General features: G+C 70.9%; 15 protein-coding genes. 3 read left to right on the top strand and 12 right to left on the bottom strand.

The annotated features are described in order from the left end of the window. Nucleotides 1-27: 27 nt before the first annotated feature. The 6 genes from ACWEPG_RS07925 to ACWEPG_RS07900 all read right to left on the bottom strand — a co-directional run bounded on the left by ACWEPG_RS07925 (nt 28) and on the right by ACWEPG_RS07900 (nt 3,725). Nucleotides 28-666, bottom strand: coding sequence for an alpha/beta hydrolase family protein (locus ACWEPG_RS07925; protein WP_452594198.1), 639 nt, complete (start codon nt 664-666; stop codon nt 28-30). A gap of 11 nt (nt 667-677) precedes the next feature. Then, on the bottom strand, nt 678-1,055 hold the full coding sequence (locus ACWEPG_RS07920) for a DUF4873 domain-containing protein (protein WP_450113332.1): 378 nt from the start codon (nt 1,053-1,055) through the stop codon (nt 678-680). Then, the gene (locus ACWEPG_RS07915) at nt 1,052-1,945 is read right to left on the bottom strand and encodes an AurF N-oxygenase family protein (protein WP_450113331.1); all 894 of its coding nucleotides are present in this window, start codon (nt 1,943-1,945) and stop codon (nt 1,052-1,054) included. The genes ACWEPG_RS07920 and ACWEPG_RS07915 overlap by 4 nt, the downstream gene beginning before the upstream one ends. A 114-nt stretch (nt 1,946-2,059) precedes the next feature. Next, the gene (locus tag ACWEPG_RS07910) at nt 2,060-2,389 is read right to left on the bottom strand and encodes a cupin domain-containing protein (protein WP_450113330.1); all 330 of its coding nucleotides are present in this window, start codon (nt 2,387-2,389) and stop codon (nt 2,060-2,062) included. A gap of 95 nt (nt 2,390-2,484) precedes the next feature. Beyond that, entirely contained in the window at nt 2,485-2,967 is a 483-nt protein-coding gene (locus ACWEPG_RS07905; RefSeq protein WP_450113329.1) for a dihydrofolate reductase, read from the bottom strand. Continuing rightward, nucleotides 2,967-3,725 (bottom strand): thymidylate synthase, encoded by a 759-nt coding sequence (locus tag ACWEPG_RS07900; protein WP_450113328.1) that lies wholly within the window; start codon nt 3,723-3,725, stop codon nt 2,967-2,969. Before ACWEPG_RS07900 ends, ACWEPG_RS07905 begins: the two co-directional genes overlap by 1 nt. Before the next feature lie 97 nt (nt 3,726-3,822). Between ACWEPG_RS07900 and cobF the strand changes: the two genes are divergently transcribed. Next, entirely contained in the window at nt 3,823-4,563 is a 741-nt protein-coding gene (gene cobF / locus ACWEPG_RS07895; protein WP_450113327.1) for a precorrin-6A synthase (deacetylating), read from the top strand. Nucleotides 4,564-4,639: 76 nt separating this feature from the next. Further along, nucleotides 4,640-5,515: an Fpg/Nei family DNA glycosylase gene (locus ACWEPG_RS07890; protein ID WP_450113326.1), complete on the top strand. Its 876-nt coding sequence runs from the start codon at nt 4,640-4,642 to the stop codon at nt 5,513-5,515. A 68-nt stretch (nt 5,516-5,583) separates the two neighbouring features. Here ACWEPG_RS07890 and ACWEPG_RS07885 read toward each other — a convergent pair whose 3' ends face one another. The 5 genes from ACWEPG_RS07885 to ACWEPG_RS07865 form a co-directional block, all read right to left on the bottom strand. Then, a complete protein-coding gene (locus tag ACWEPG_RS07885; RefSeq protein WP_450113325.1) occupies nt 5,584-5,712 on the bottom strand; it encodes a hypothetical protein in 129 nt (42 codons plus the stop codon). A 136-nt stretch (nt 5,713-5,848) separates the two neighbouring features. Continuing rightward, nucleotides 5,849-7,336 carry a carboxylesterase/lipase family protein gene (locus tag ACWEPG_RS07880; protein ID WP_452594197.1) on the bottom strand — a complete coding sequence of 496 codons (1,488 nt, stop codon included), beginning with the start codon at nt 7,334-7,336 and terminating at the stop codon, nt 5,849-5,851. Further along, a complete protein-coding gene (locus tag ACWEPG_RS07875) occupies nt 7,329-8,780 on the bottom strand; it encodes a dihydrolipoyl dehydrogenase family protein (protein ID WP_452594196.1) in 1,452 nt (483 codons plus the stop codon). Before ACWEPG_RS07875 ends, ACWEPG_RS07880 begins: the two co-directional genes overlap by 8 nt. An 89-nt stretch (nt 8,781-8,869) precedes the next feature. Then, nucleotides 8,870-9,115 carry a DUF2630 family protein gene (locus tag ACWEPG_RS07870; RefSeq protein ID WP_450113322.1) on the bottom strand — a complete coding sequence of 82 codons (246 nt, stop codon included), beginning with the start codon at nt 9,113-9,115 and terminating at the stop codon, nt 8,870-8,872. 45 nt (nt 9,116-9,160) lie between these two features. Beyond that, on the bottom strand, nt 9,161-10,459 hold the full coding sequence (locus tag ACWEPG_RS07865) for a hypothetical protein (protein WP_452594195.1): 1,299 nt from the start codon (nt 10,457-10,459) through the stop codon (nt 9,161-9,163). A 124-nt stretch (nt 10,460-10,583) separates the two neighbouring features. Here ACWEPG_RS07865 and ACWEPG_RS07860 point away from each other — a divergent pair, with 124 nt between their 5' ends. Next, nucleotides 10,584-11,408 (top strand): FAD:protein FMN transferase, encoded by an 825-nt coding sequence (locus tag ACWEPG_RS07860; RefSeq protein WP_452594194.1) that lies wholly within the window; start codon nt 10,584-10,586, stop codon nt 11,406-11,408. A 6-nt stretch (nt 11,409-11,414) separates the two neighbouring features. Here the strand turns inward: ACWEPG_RS07860 and pgi are convergent, their stop codons facing one another. Next, nucleotides 11,415-13,064: a glucose-6-phosphate isomerase gene (pgi, locus tag ACWEPG_RS07855; protein ID WP_452594193.1), complete on the bottom strand. Its 1,650-nt coding sequence runs from the start codon at nt 13,062-13,064 to the stop codon at nt 11,415-11,417. Nucleotides 13,065-13,117: the final 53 nt, after the last annotated feature.

Below are 13,117 nucleotides of genomic sequence, written 5' to 3'. Positions count from 1 at the left end.
CCACGGCGCCCGCTGGGCGGTGGTCCGTCAGCGAAGGCCGAAGGCGGTGGCGGCGGCGTCGACGGCCGAGGGCACGGCCTGGCTCTTGTCGGGCGCGAGGTCGTGGCCCTTGCCCTCGACCAGGACGAGGGTGTGCGGTGCGGTGATCAGGTCCATGGCGGCGCGCATCTCGTCGGGGGTGCCGAACGGGTCGCGGGTGCCGTGCACGAACACGCACGGGCAGCGCAGGTCCGGAAGGTGTGCGGTGCGAGCCTTCTCCGGCTTGCCCGGCGGGTGCAGGGGGTATGAGAAGAGCAGCAGGCCGTCGCAGACGTCGGGACGTTCCGCCGCGAGCATCGACGACTGCCGACCACCGTACGAATGTCCACCGAGAATCAGTGGGCCCGAGAACGATTCACGGATCGCGGCCGCGGCGGCGGAGATGCCGTCGCGGTCCTTGTCCGCGGTCGACGGACTGGGCGGGCCCTTCGGCCGGCGCTGACGGAAGGGTAGGTCGTAGCGCAGCACCAGCAGCCCTGCATCGGCGAACTCGGATGCCGCGCGCTGCAACAGTTTCGCGTTGCGGTCGCCGCCGGCGCCGTGCGCCAGTAGCAGCGCCGCGACCGGATCGCCGTCGGGTCGATGCAGGTCCCCGACCACATCGTCGCGCTCGAACAACTCGCTCATGAGACACGAAACTACGGGATCGGCACGTCCAGTTCGACCTCGTCGAGCGGGTACGGCGGCGCGCCGGTGCCGCTTATCCGCAGGTGCCCCCACGGATCCTGCTCCCCGAGGACGGCCGGGCGCGGCTCCCCGGCGTCGATCGTCAGCGTCAACCGCGCCCGGTCGCGTCCGGAGAGACCGGCCAGATCCGGGCCGTCGACCCGTCCGTACCAGTGGAAGTGCCCGTCGAGCGGTTCGAAGTGCCCATTGAGGTGGACGACGACGTCGAGGGCGGCGGTGCCGGTGGCGAGCACGGCCGGGCCGTCGTAGGCGGTGTCGGGCTCGAGCATCTCGGGGGCGAGCGCCGCGGGGGACTGGGACGGGGCCCGCTTCCGGCGCCCCCGGATCACAGGAACCCTGCCCGTCGCCACATCGCGCGCGAGGGCGCCCGCATCAGTCCCGTTTCCTCGAGGAATGCGGCCAGGCTCGCGAAGCCGCGGCGCTGGTTCGCGCGGAAGTGCGGATTCGCCAACGCCTGTCGCCGCGCCTCCTTGGGGTCCAGGCCCGCCCGCTGGTACATCGCGGGATTGGTGAACAGGCGCTGCAGCAGCGGGCCGCCGACTCCCTGCATCGTGCCCACCCACCGCTTCTCGATCGGGTGGGTGCCTGTCACCCGCCGCCGCACGCCCTCACGAGCGAACGTGATGTGCCGGGCCTCCTCGGTGACGTGGATCCGCATCAGCCTCGACACCATCGGCTGCAGCTGTGGGTCGTCCATGACCCGGCGCTGGGTGGCGTCGAAGATCTCCTCGCCGATCAGCGCGGCCACCCACAGCATGGTGCCGCGGAACGTCTTCGGGAGCAGATTCGCCACCACGGCCTGGTGCGGTCGCAGCTGGAACGGCTTGGCGCCCATGGCTGCAATGGCGCGGCCGAACATCGTCATGTGCCGGCACTCGTCGCCCATCTCGGTGAGCGTGTACCGGGTGTGCAGCGACGTCGGGTCGCGGTGCAGCAGGTCGCGCAGCAGTGCCTGCAGCAGGATGTTCTCGAACCAGGCGCCGACACTGAGAATGTTCGCGGCCTCCTGCCGGGACAGCTCGATGCGCTGGTCCTCGCTCATCGACTCCCACATCGGCGTGCCGTACAGCGACAGCACAGTCGGCGGCAGGAAGTACAGGTCCTCGGCCAGCGGGGCGTCCCAGTCGAGATCGACGACCGGGTTGTAGGAGCGTTTGATCGACCCGGCGAGCAGTCGGGCGGCCACGACCTCACGGTCCGTGGGAGTGGTACTTGGCATGCGGTGACCCTCCGTGTGCATCGGAGACTTCCGTGACACCTGGAAAGGTAGGCCCGCCCGCTCGCCGGGTCAAGAGGTGTGTGTGACCAAAATTCACACTTTTTGTCGTGGTCCCTATTTCTTGGCGACGGTCAGCAGGAACGCGACGTCCTCGACGGCCTCCACGCGGTGCCGGGCGGCGGGGATGACCAGCAGGTCGCCCGTCGAACCCTTCCACGAGTCGTCGCCGGCGATCAGCGTCAGGGTGCCGCTGAGCACCAGCAGCGTCGCCTCGCCCGGGGAGTCGTGCTCGGCCAGTTCCTGTCCGGCGGTCAGGGCGACGACCGTCTGCCGCAGGCTGCGCTGGTGGCCGCCGTAGATCGTCTGCGAACTGCGTCCGCTGGTGGCCGCGGTCGCGAGCTTGAGTTGTTGCCGTGCAACGGCGGTCAGCGACTTCTTGTCCATGTGGCTGCCTCTCGCTGGGAAAGACCGAATGGGGTCGTCGTGCCCATGCAGTATGGACCACCGAGCGGCGTATGGCGCCGCACTCGCCGAACGGGTCAGCGGGCGTAGGTCACGAATCGGAACCGGACACCGTCGCGGCTCGACGTCTGCCAGTCGCCGGTGCTCTCGGCGACCCACTCGCCGCCAAGGGAGGGTGCGTACGCGTCGCCGTCGACGTCGAGGTCCACCTCGGTGACCTCGATCCGGTCGGCCCGGTCCAGGGCGGCCGCGTAGATCTCGCCACCCCCGATCACCCAGGTCTCGGTGTCGCCGGCCAGGGCGAGGGCGTCGTCGACGGAGTGCGCGACCTCGACGCCGTCCGCCGACCAGTTCCGGTCGCGGGTGACGACGATGTTGCGGCGGTCGGTCAGCGGCCGGAACCGTGGCGGCAGCGAATCCCACGTGCGGCGGCCCATGACGACCGGGTGCCCGGTGGTGACGTCCACGAAGTGCGCCATGTCCTCCGGGATGCGCCACGGGATCGTGTTGTCGCGGCCGATGACGCCGCGGTGGGCCTGTGCCCAGATCACACCGATCACTAGACGGCCACCGGCGCCTTGATTCCGGGGTGGTGCCGGTAGCCGGTGATCTCGACGTCCTCGAAGGTGTAGTCGAAGATCGAGTCCCGCTTGTGCAGGGTGAGCGTCGGGTACGGGTACGGCTCCCGCGACAGCTGCTCGGTGACCTGCTCGACGTGGTTGTCGTAGATGTGGCAGTCGCCGCCGGTCCAGACGAACTCGCCCACCTCGAGCCCGGCCTGCTGCGCGACCATGTGGGTGAGCAGCGCGTAGCTGGCGATGTTGAACGGGACGCCGAGGAACAGGTCGGCGCTGCGCTGGTACAGCTGGCAGCTGAGCCGGCCGTCGGCGACGTAGAACTGGAAGAACGCATGGCACGGCTGCAACGCCATCTCGTCCAGGTCGGCGACGTTCCACGCCGAGACGATCATCCGCCGCGAGTCGGGGTTGGAGCGCAGGGTCTCGATGACCTTGGTGATCTGGTCGATGTGCTCGCCGCCCGGTGTCGGCCACGACCGCCACTGCACGCCGTACACCGGCCCCAGCTCGCCGTCGGCGTCCGCCCACTCGTCCCAGATCGTGACGCCGTGCTCGCGCAGCCACGTGACGTTGGAGTCGCCGCGCAGGAACCACAGCAGCTCGTACACGACGGACTTCAGATGCACCTTCTTGGTGGTGATCAGCGGGAAGCCCTCGCGCAGGTCGAAGCGCATCTGGTGCCCGAACACGCTGCGCGTGCCGGTGCCCGTGCGGTCCGCCTTCGGGGTCCCGGTATTCATGACCAGGCGCAATAGATCTTCGTAGGGCGTGTGCACGGCAGCCAGTCTAGTGGGCGGGCATCTCAGCGCCGGGCACCGGCAGGTAGCGTCGCCGAACATGCGTGAACTCCTCGTGATCGGCGTCGGCGCCGGTGACCCCGACCAGGTGACTGTGCAGGCGATCAAGGCGATGAACCGGGCCGAGGTGTTCTTCGTCATCGGCAAGGGCGAGCAGAAGCAGGACCTGGTCGACCTGCGGACCGGTCTCCTCGACGAGCACATGCGCGGCGACTACCGGATCGTCGACATCGTCGACCCACCCCGGGACCGGACCCCGAGCAACTACGAGGGCGTCGTCGACGACTGGCACGACCGCCGCGCGCAGGTGTTCGAGGACGCGTTCGCCGCGGTCGACGGCGTCGGCGCGATCCTGGTCTGGGGTGATCCGTCGCTGTACGACAGCACCCTGCGGATCGTCGAGCGCGTGCTGCGCCGCGGAGTCGTGGACTTCGAGTACTCGGTGATCCCGGGCGTGACGAGCGTGTCGTCGCTGGCGGCGCAGCACCGGATCGTGCTCAACAGGATCGGCGAGCCGGTTCTGACCACCACCGGCCGCCGGCTGCGTGAGGGCCTGCCGGACAGCGTCCGGGACGCGGTGGTGATGCTCGACGCCGAGAACAGCTTCACCACCCTCGACGGGGACTGGGACATCTGGTGGGGCGCCTACCTCGGGACCGCCGACGAGACGCTGATCGCCGGGGACCTGCGCTCTGTCTCGGACGAGATCGTCCGGACGCGCGCCGAACTGCGCGAGCGCAAGGGCTGGATCATGGACACCTACCTGGTCCGCAGGCGCTGACGCGCTCGTGCGCGGTTTGCGGGCCTCTGGACCCGTAAACCGCGCACGAGCGCCGGAGGCGCCTAGTGTGGTGGGCATGCCCGAACTGCCCGAGGTGGAGGCCCTGGCCCAGTTCCTGCGCGACCACGCGGTCGGCGCGGTGATCGGACGGGTGGACGTCGCGGCGCTGAGCGTGCTCAAGACGTTCGACCCGCCGATCTCCGATCTGCAGGGCCGCGACATCAGCGGTGCCGCCCGGTTCGGCAAGCATCTCGGGCTGCGGTGCGGCGCCGAGGACGGGCTCTGGCTGATCACCCACCTGTCCCGGGCGGGCTGGCTGCGCTGGCAGGACAACCCGAGCGCGACACCACCGAAACCCGGCAAGGGTCCGCTCGCGCTGCGGCTGCACCTGTTTGCGCCGGACGGCACCACCCCCGCCATCGACCTCACCGAGGCGGGCACGCAGAAACGGCTCGCGGTGTGGCTGGTGCGCACTCCCGCCGAGGTGCCCGGCATCGCGAAGCTCGGACCCGACGCCCTCGATGTCACCGCGCCCGCGTTCGGCGAGCTGCTCTCGAAGTCCGCGGCGCGGATCAAGACCGTGCTCACCGACCAGTCCGTGCTCGCCGGCATCGGCAATGCCTACTCCGACGAGATACTGCACGAGGCGAAGCTGTCGCCGTTCGCGACCGCGAACAAGCTGACCGACGAACAGGTTTCGACGCTGCACGCGGTGATGCGGTCGGTGCTCACCGACGCGGTGACCCGCTCCGTCGGTCAGGATGCAGCCCGCCTCAAGGGCGAGAAGCGGTCCGGGATGCAGGTGCACGCCCGCGCCGGGCTGCCCTGTCCGGTGTGCGGGGACACGGTGCGGGAGGTCTCCTTCGCGGACCGCTCCTTCCAGTACTGCCCCACCTGCCAGACCGGGGGCAAGGTCCTCGCCGACCGGCGGATGTCGAAGCTGCTCAAGTAGCGACGAGTCGAGTGGGGTCCCCGCGCACGGGGTGACCCCACTCGACTCGTGTGCCGCGACGCCGGGTTCTACCCGAGCAGCTCCTCGGCCGCCCCGGCGGAACCGGTGAAGAAGCTCACCGCGCCGAGCAGATCGCTTGCCGCGCCGGTGAAATCGGCGGCGAAGTCGAGGAACGGAATGATCTCGGCGGAACCCATCAGTGCTCTCCTATGTTGTTGCACGGAAATGTCGTGGGACGTGAATCCCTCGGACAGCTTTCGTTGCCGCGGCGAGGCGCCGCAATGAGCACAACGCGATATTTACGGGCCCGGCCCCCGTCTTGACGGCGATTCTTCACCGACGGTGCCGGTACCCGATCCACGCGCGGCGTTTGTCGCCGTCGGGATCGTTCTCGACGTGGGTGTCGGTGTCCACGATCAGGGTCTCCCGACGTTCGATGCTGTAGCGGGGCCAGGTTTCCCGGGGATGGCCGTGGCGGGCGAAGTGCAACCAGTGCGACTGCAGGACGTTGGTGACCGCGCGCAGGCCGTCTCGGCCGCCGACCGCGGTGGCGGCCTTGCCGAGCGGATGGTCGACGGCGCCGAACACGGCGAGCAGTTCCGTGGCGTGAGTGGCGCCGAAACCGGTCCAGTTCAGCAGGTTCGGCGCGTAGTCGTAGCGGTAGGCGTAGGTGGGCGCCGTCGTGGTGTGTGCCTGCGCGACGAGGATCGCCGGCTCCCAGAAGGTGACGTCGCCGCCGAGTTGGACCGCGGCGTGGCGGTCGGGATAGCGGGGGTAGGCCGCGAGGATGCGGGCCTTCACCCGGGGTTCGGTCTCGGCGAACATCTTCTCGATCCGCACGGGGTCGGTCGGGATGATGTCGAGGAACCGCGGAAACATCGTCCCCTCGCGGGCATTGGTGCCGACGATGAGCGGGACGGGATGGGCGAGGCCCGCGGCGAACGCGTCGAGCGGATGTCGGGGCAGCAGTTCCCCGTCGACGACCGGGGCGAAGGCGCGGGTGCCTGGTGCCTCGTCGGCGCCGCGCGCGGCCAGGGCGTCCCCGGCCCGGACCAACGCGTCGGGGGTCGCCTCGGTGAGGGCGCGGACGGGGTCGTCGGTGCCGCCGAGGAGTCCGAGGAACTCGGCGGCCCACACCCGGGCGCGGTCCGGTCCGTAGGCGGACGCGGCGGGGGGACTCTCGGCGATCGCCCGCTGGAACAGGCCCGCCGCGGACGGCGTGCACATCAGGGTGGTGACGGCGTTGGCGCCCGACGACTCCCCGAACACCGTGACGTTGTCCGGGTCGCCGCCGAATGCGGCGATGTTGCGGCGCACCCACTGCAGTGCCGCGACCTGGTCGCGCAGTCCCAGGTTCGAGTCGAATGTTCTTTCGGCTGTGGAGTATTCGGTGAAGTCGAGGTAGCCGAGGGCACCGAGCCGGTAGCCGATCGACACGTAGACGACGTCGCCGCGGCGGACGAGTGCGTCGCCCCGGTACAGCGGCGTCGACGTCGCGCCGCCGCTGTACGCGCCGCCGTGGATGAACACCATCACCGGACGCGGCTGCATGCTGCGGGACGAGGGGGCCAGGACGTTGAGGGTCAGGCAGTCCTCGCCCATCCGGCCGGATCGGCCGACGCGCCCGGACTGCGGTGGCGCGCTGCCGAACTCGAGTGTGTCGCGCACCGCGGTCCACGGCGTCACCGGTTGTGGTGCGCGCAGCCGGAATTCGCCGACGGGCGGCGCCGCGTACGGGATGCCCCGCCAGGACCGCAGGCCGTGGTGTTCGCGTCCCTGCACCGGGCCGTCGGCGGTGGCGATCACCAGCGGGTCAGGCACGGTGCGCCTCGAGCAGGCGCAGCCACACCTCGGAGACGGTCGGGTATGCGGGGACCGCGTGCCACATCGCGCTCAGCGGCACGGCGCCGACCACCGCGACGGTCGCCGCGTGCAGCAGTTCGGCGACCTCGGTGCCCACGAACGTCACCCCGAGCAGGGTGTCGCCGGTGCGGTCGATCACCAGCTTCGCGTGCCCGGTGAAATCGTCGCGGGAGAGCGAGGAACCGGCGACGGCGATGTCGACCTCCACCGTCTCGACATCGAATCCCGCTGTGCGGGCGGCATGTTCGGTGCGACCGACGGACGCGACCTCCGGTGCGGTGAACACCACCTGCGGGACCGCGGATCCGTCGGCGCTCGCCAGGTAGCGGGCACCGTCGAGCGGGCGGGATTCGGTGCGTGCGGCGATGACGTCACCGCAGACCCGGCCGTGGTACTTGCCCATGTGGGTCAACGGGGTGCGGCCGCTGGCGTCGCCGACCGCGTACAACCAGTCGCCCGGCACACCCGCGACGGTGAGGTGGTCGTCGGTGTGGACCGCGTCGAGCCCGACCGTGTCCAGGCCGAGTGACGCCGTGGCGGGTCGGCGTCCGGCCGCGACGAGGATCTCGTCGACGACGAGGCCGGAGCCGTCGTCGAGGGTCAGTGTCACCGGGCCGCCGCGGATCCGGCCGATGCCGGTCTCGCGGGGAGCGTCGCGGTGGACTGCGGTCACGGAGGTGCCGGTACGCACCGCCGCGCCCCTGGCCCGCAGCGCCGTCGCGACGGCCTCGCCGGCGAACGGTTCCGCCGACGCGAGCAGCGCCGGTCCGCGGACCAGCAGCGTCACCTCCCGGGCGCCGAGGTCGAGCAGCCAGGTCGCGGCCTCGCACGCGACGACCCCGCCGCCGACGATGGCGATCCGCTCCGGAACCTCCACCAGGTTGGTCGCGTCCCGCGACGTCCACGGCAACGCCTCGCGCAGTCCCGGGGTGGCGGGCACCGTCGCGGTGGACCCGGTGGCCAGGACGACGGCGACGCGGGCCCGCACCGTGCGGGGGCCGTCCGGTCCGGTGACCTCGACGGTGCGCTCGCCCGCGAGCCTTCCGGACCCGCGGATCACGTCGACACCGACGCCGGACGCCCATCGCACCTGACCCGAGTCGTCGTGGTGGGAGGTGAACGCGTCGCGGCGGCGAAACACCGCGGGGACGTCGAGTGCGCTCGCGCCGAGTGGCTCCCGGACGCCGGGCATCGCCCGCCCCGCACCGAGGACGTTGCCGGGCCGCAGCAGCGCCTTGCTCGGCATGCACGCCCAGTAGGAGCATTCGCCGCCGAGCAACTCGTGTTCGACGATCACCGCGGTGCGTTCGGAACCGGCGACGGCGTACTGGGCCGCGATCTCACCTGCCGGGCCACCACCGATCACGACGACGTCGAACTCGTTCTCCGGTGTCGGGGACATGCCAACACCGTAGAACGGCCGGCGGCGAGCCGCTGAGTTACATCACGGCGGCGAGCCGCTGGGTGACACCACAGAGGCGGGCTGCCGTCCTACTGCAGGTAGCCCTCGACCTGGCCGGCCGGGCTGACCGGTACCTCGTCCGGTGGCAGGCCGGCGTCGGCGCGGGCCCGGCGCTGCCGCAGCAGGTCCCAGCACTGGTCGAGGGTCTGCTCCACGGCGGCGAGCCGGGCCTGTTCGGTGTCGGGGTCGAGTTGGCCGGTCTCGATCTTGGCGCGCAACTCGTGTTCGGTGTCGACGAGTTCGCGGATGCGGGTCAGGATCTCGTGTTCACTCATCGGTGACTCCACTCGGTCGGTGGGACGTCCGCTGTCGGTTCCACCCTATGCCGGTGCGTCCCAATGCTGCGCGCGGAGGCCGTGGGCGGCCAGCGCGGTTTCGGCGCGTTCCCGCAGGCCGGGGTCCTTCGAGACCAGGGCGAGGGTATATCTGTCGCCGAACCGGCACAGGTACGCCGACAACCGGGTGCGGGACGTCGCCAGCTGCCGCGCCGTGATGCCCGGGTGCACCGCCCGGGTCGCGATCGCGTCGGCACGCTGCCCGCCCACCGAGCCGAGCGCGGTGGGGATCGTCCCGATGTTCGAGCACAGCACGTCGCGTTCGCCGGGGTCCGGGGCTAGCCGGTACGCGACGCGCTCGGGAACGAGCTGGAGCAGTTCGGGTGGGAACCCGGCGGGACTCGACATCGGGGGCCGGGCATACGCCTGCCGCAGCAGCGACCGCACCAGAGCGGGGGAGTTGCCGCGGCGCACCGCGACCTCGGTCATGTCGACGGCATTGTCCGCCGGGCCCGCGCCGCGCCGCCGGTCCACCGGCACGCTGACCTGCAGCGGCGCTTCCCCGGTCGCCGCGATCCCGACCGCCAGCGTGACCAGCAGCGAGTTCGGCGTGCCGTCGGCGCGGGCCGCCTCCTCGTCCCAGTCGCCGGCGTCGATGTCCATGATCAGCGCCTCCGGCACCCGTGCGTGCACTCCACCCTCGTCGGGGCGAAATTCACGGACCGGCGCGGAGCGCAACTCGGCGCGGCGCGACGGGTGCAGCGCCAGTCCGGCGACGGCGCGGAGCGTGCGGGCGCCGACGGTGGTGACCATCCGGGCGGCGTCGGAGAGATCGTCGAGCAGGGGCCGGGCCGGGTCGGCCGGCATCGGTGCCGCGGTCCCGGACATCGCCGCTGCCAGCACCGCCGCGAGACCGCGGGCGTCGGCGAGCACGTGCGAACACACCAGCGACACCACCGTCCCACCGCCGGCGAGACGAGCCGCGGCCAGGCGCCACCCGGCGCCGGCCTCGGGGTCCACCGGGAGACCGGCCGCTGCGTCCGCCCAGCGCACCACCTCGTCCCGGGGGATCGGTTCGGGCGCCCAGTCGACCGGCCACACCCTCGCCCCGGACCGCCATCGCGGCCGGGCGCCAGGGACGGCGGCACGAATCACGATGCGCGACAAAGGTCCCCGGGCCAAATCCCGGTGCACGCCGAGCAGGTCGGTGGGGTCGACGTCGCCGCCGCGCCACAGCCCCTGCATCACCACCGGGGTCCCGAGACCGTGGTGGGCGCGCAGGAACATCTCGTCGACGACCGACAGGCGTTGCGCGCGGACCTTCGGCGGCGTCGGCGGGGACATGCCGGCGACGGTACCGCACCGCAAAAACCCTCGGTCCGTCCACAGAAACAGGGCGCATACTGAGAGTTCAACACCCTGCTGACCAAGGGTTTTCATAGCCGAGTTCGTCGTGGAGCGCAGGATCATGGCCCCGAGCACAGTCTGGAACACCTGGGGGAGCGAGATCGAGGTGCGCGTCACCGAGTGGGCCGCCCTGTCCGAGGCCGCATCCATCGTGGAGGCGGTCCTGTCGCAGGTCAGGGCCGTCTGCGACCTGGGATGCGGGGATGCGGAGATTCACGCCGTCAACCAGGCTCAGGGCACTCCGGTGCGGGTCAGTGACGAACTGGGTGGCCTGATTCGTGCGGCGCTGTGGGCGGCCCGGATGACCGACGGCGCCGTTACGCCGGTGTCGATCGAGGCAATGGACCCGGACCGGACCGTGCCGTCGTTGCCGGAAGTCGGCTTCCACGACGTGCGGATGGACGGCGACACCGTGTTCGCGCCGTTCGGGGTGTTCCTCGACGTCACCAGTACCGCCAAGGCCGGGGCCGCGCACCGGGTGGCCCGGCGCGCGGCGGACACCCTCGAGTGCGGCGTGCTGGTGCGAGTCGACGACGTCGTCGCGACCTGGGGGCACTGCCCGATCGGGGGGTGGCAGGTCGAGACCGGGACCGTCGTGCCGGGTCACGGACTGCATGTCGAGGTGCGGTCGGGTAGTGCGATGGCGTCCGCGAGGGCGCCGGCGCCGCACCCCGACGTCCCGGACACCGGTCTCGACTGCGTCACGGTGATCACCGACGACGGTCTGTGGGCGTACGCGGCTGCCCTCGCCGCGGTGCGGAGAGGCGTGGCGGCGTTGCGGTGGCTCGGCGAGAACGACCTCGCCGGGCGGGTCACCTATCGGCACGGCAGTGTGCGGACGACCGACGCGTGGGTGCACCTACTCCCGCACGATCACGTCGCCTGAGCCGTCTCAGGCCTGCCGGCCGCGGCGGTTGCGGTACCAGCGCACCAGCATGTCGGTCGACGAATCACCTTGCTGCGCCGGTGCTTCCGGGTCGGTCAGGACCGGCTCCAGTTCGAGGGCCTGGACCTTGCCCAGTTCGACGCCCCACTGATCGAACGAGTCGATCCCGAACACCACGCCCTCGACGAACACCTGGTGCTCGTACAGCGCGATCAGCTGACCGAGCACGGACGGGGTGATCTTCGGCGCGAGGATGGTCGTCGACGGGCGGTTGCCCGGCATCACCTTGTGCGGCACCAGTTCCGGATCGGTGCCCTCGGCCGCGATCTCCTCCGCCGTCTTGCCGAAGGCGAGGACCTTCGTCTGCGCGAACAGGTTGCTCATCAGCACGTCGTGCATCGAACCCTCGCCGTCGATCGTCGCGAGATCGTCTGTGGGCTCGGCGAACCCGATGAAGTCCGCCGGCGACAGCCGGGTGCCCTGGTGCAGCAGTTGGTAGAAGGCGTGCTGGCCGTTGGTGCCGGGCTCGCCCCAGAAGATCTCCCCGGTCGGCGTCGACACCGGCGACCCGTCCGCGCGCACCGACTTGCCGTTCGACTCCATCGTCAGCTGCTGCAGGTAGGCGGCGAACCGGCCCAGATCGTTCGAATAGGGCAGCACCGCACGCGAATCCGAATCGAAGAAGGTCGAGTACCACAGGCCGATCATGCCGAGCAGGACCGGCGCGTTGGATTCCAGCGGCTGCTCGGCGAAGTGCCGGTCGAGGGTGTGGAAGCCGGCCAGGAACTCGCCGAACGCCTCCCGGCCGATCACGCACATCAGCGACAGCCCGATCGCCGAGTCCACCGAGTACCGTCCGCCGACCCAGTCCCAGAACTCGAACATGTTGACGGGGTCGATGCCGAACTCGGCGACCCGCTCGGCGTGGGTGGACACGGCGACGAAGTGCTTCGGCACCGCGTCCTCGCCGAGCGCGTCGACCAGCCAGCGCCGCGCCGCGGTCGCGTTGGTGAGCGTCTCCAGGGTGGAGAACGTCTTCGACGCCACGATGAACAGGGTGGTCGCCGGGTCCAGGCCGGCGAGCTTGCCGACCAGGTCGGCGGGGTCGATGTTGGAGACGAACCGGGCGGTGACCCCGGCGTCGACGTAGTGCCGCAGCGCCCGGAACGCCATCACCGGGCCCAGGTCGGAACCGCCGATGCCGATGTTGACGACGGTGGTGATGCGCTCGCCGGTGGCGCCCCGCCACTCACCCGACCGGAGCCGGTCCGTGAAGTCGCCCATCCGGCTCAGCACGTTGTGCACGTCCGCGACCACGTCCTGCCCGTCGACGGTCAGTTCGGCGTCCTGGGGCAGCCGCAACGCCGTGTGCAGCGCCGCCCGGTCCTCGGAGGTGTTCACGTGCTCACCGCGCAACATCGCGTCCCTGCGCTCCTCGACGCCGGCCGCGCGCGCCACCTCGACCAGCAGCTGCAGCGTCTCCCGCTCCACCCGGTGCTTGCTGTAGTCGATGTACAGGTCACCGGCGGTGAGGGTGAGCTCGCGGCCCCGCTCCGGGTCCTCGGCGAAGAGCTCGCGCAGGTGCCGGTCGGCGACCAGCTCGTGGTGCGCGCGCAGCTTCTGCCAGGCCGAGGTCGCGGTGATGTCGAGGCTCATGCACTCGACACTAATGCCCGCGGATCGGGAGCGCTGGGGTGCTGTCGGCAATC

This window comes from Rhodococcus sp. NPDC004095, assembly GCF_053604015.1.
Note: the sequence above shows the minus strand (reverse complement) of the source record. Positions and strands in the feature narration are given on the sequence as shown.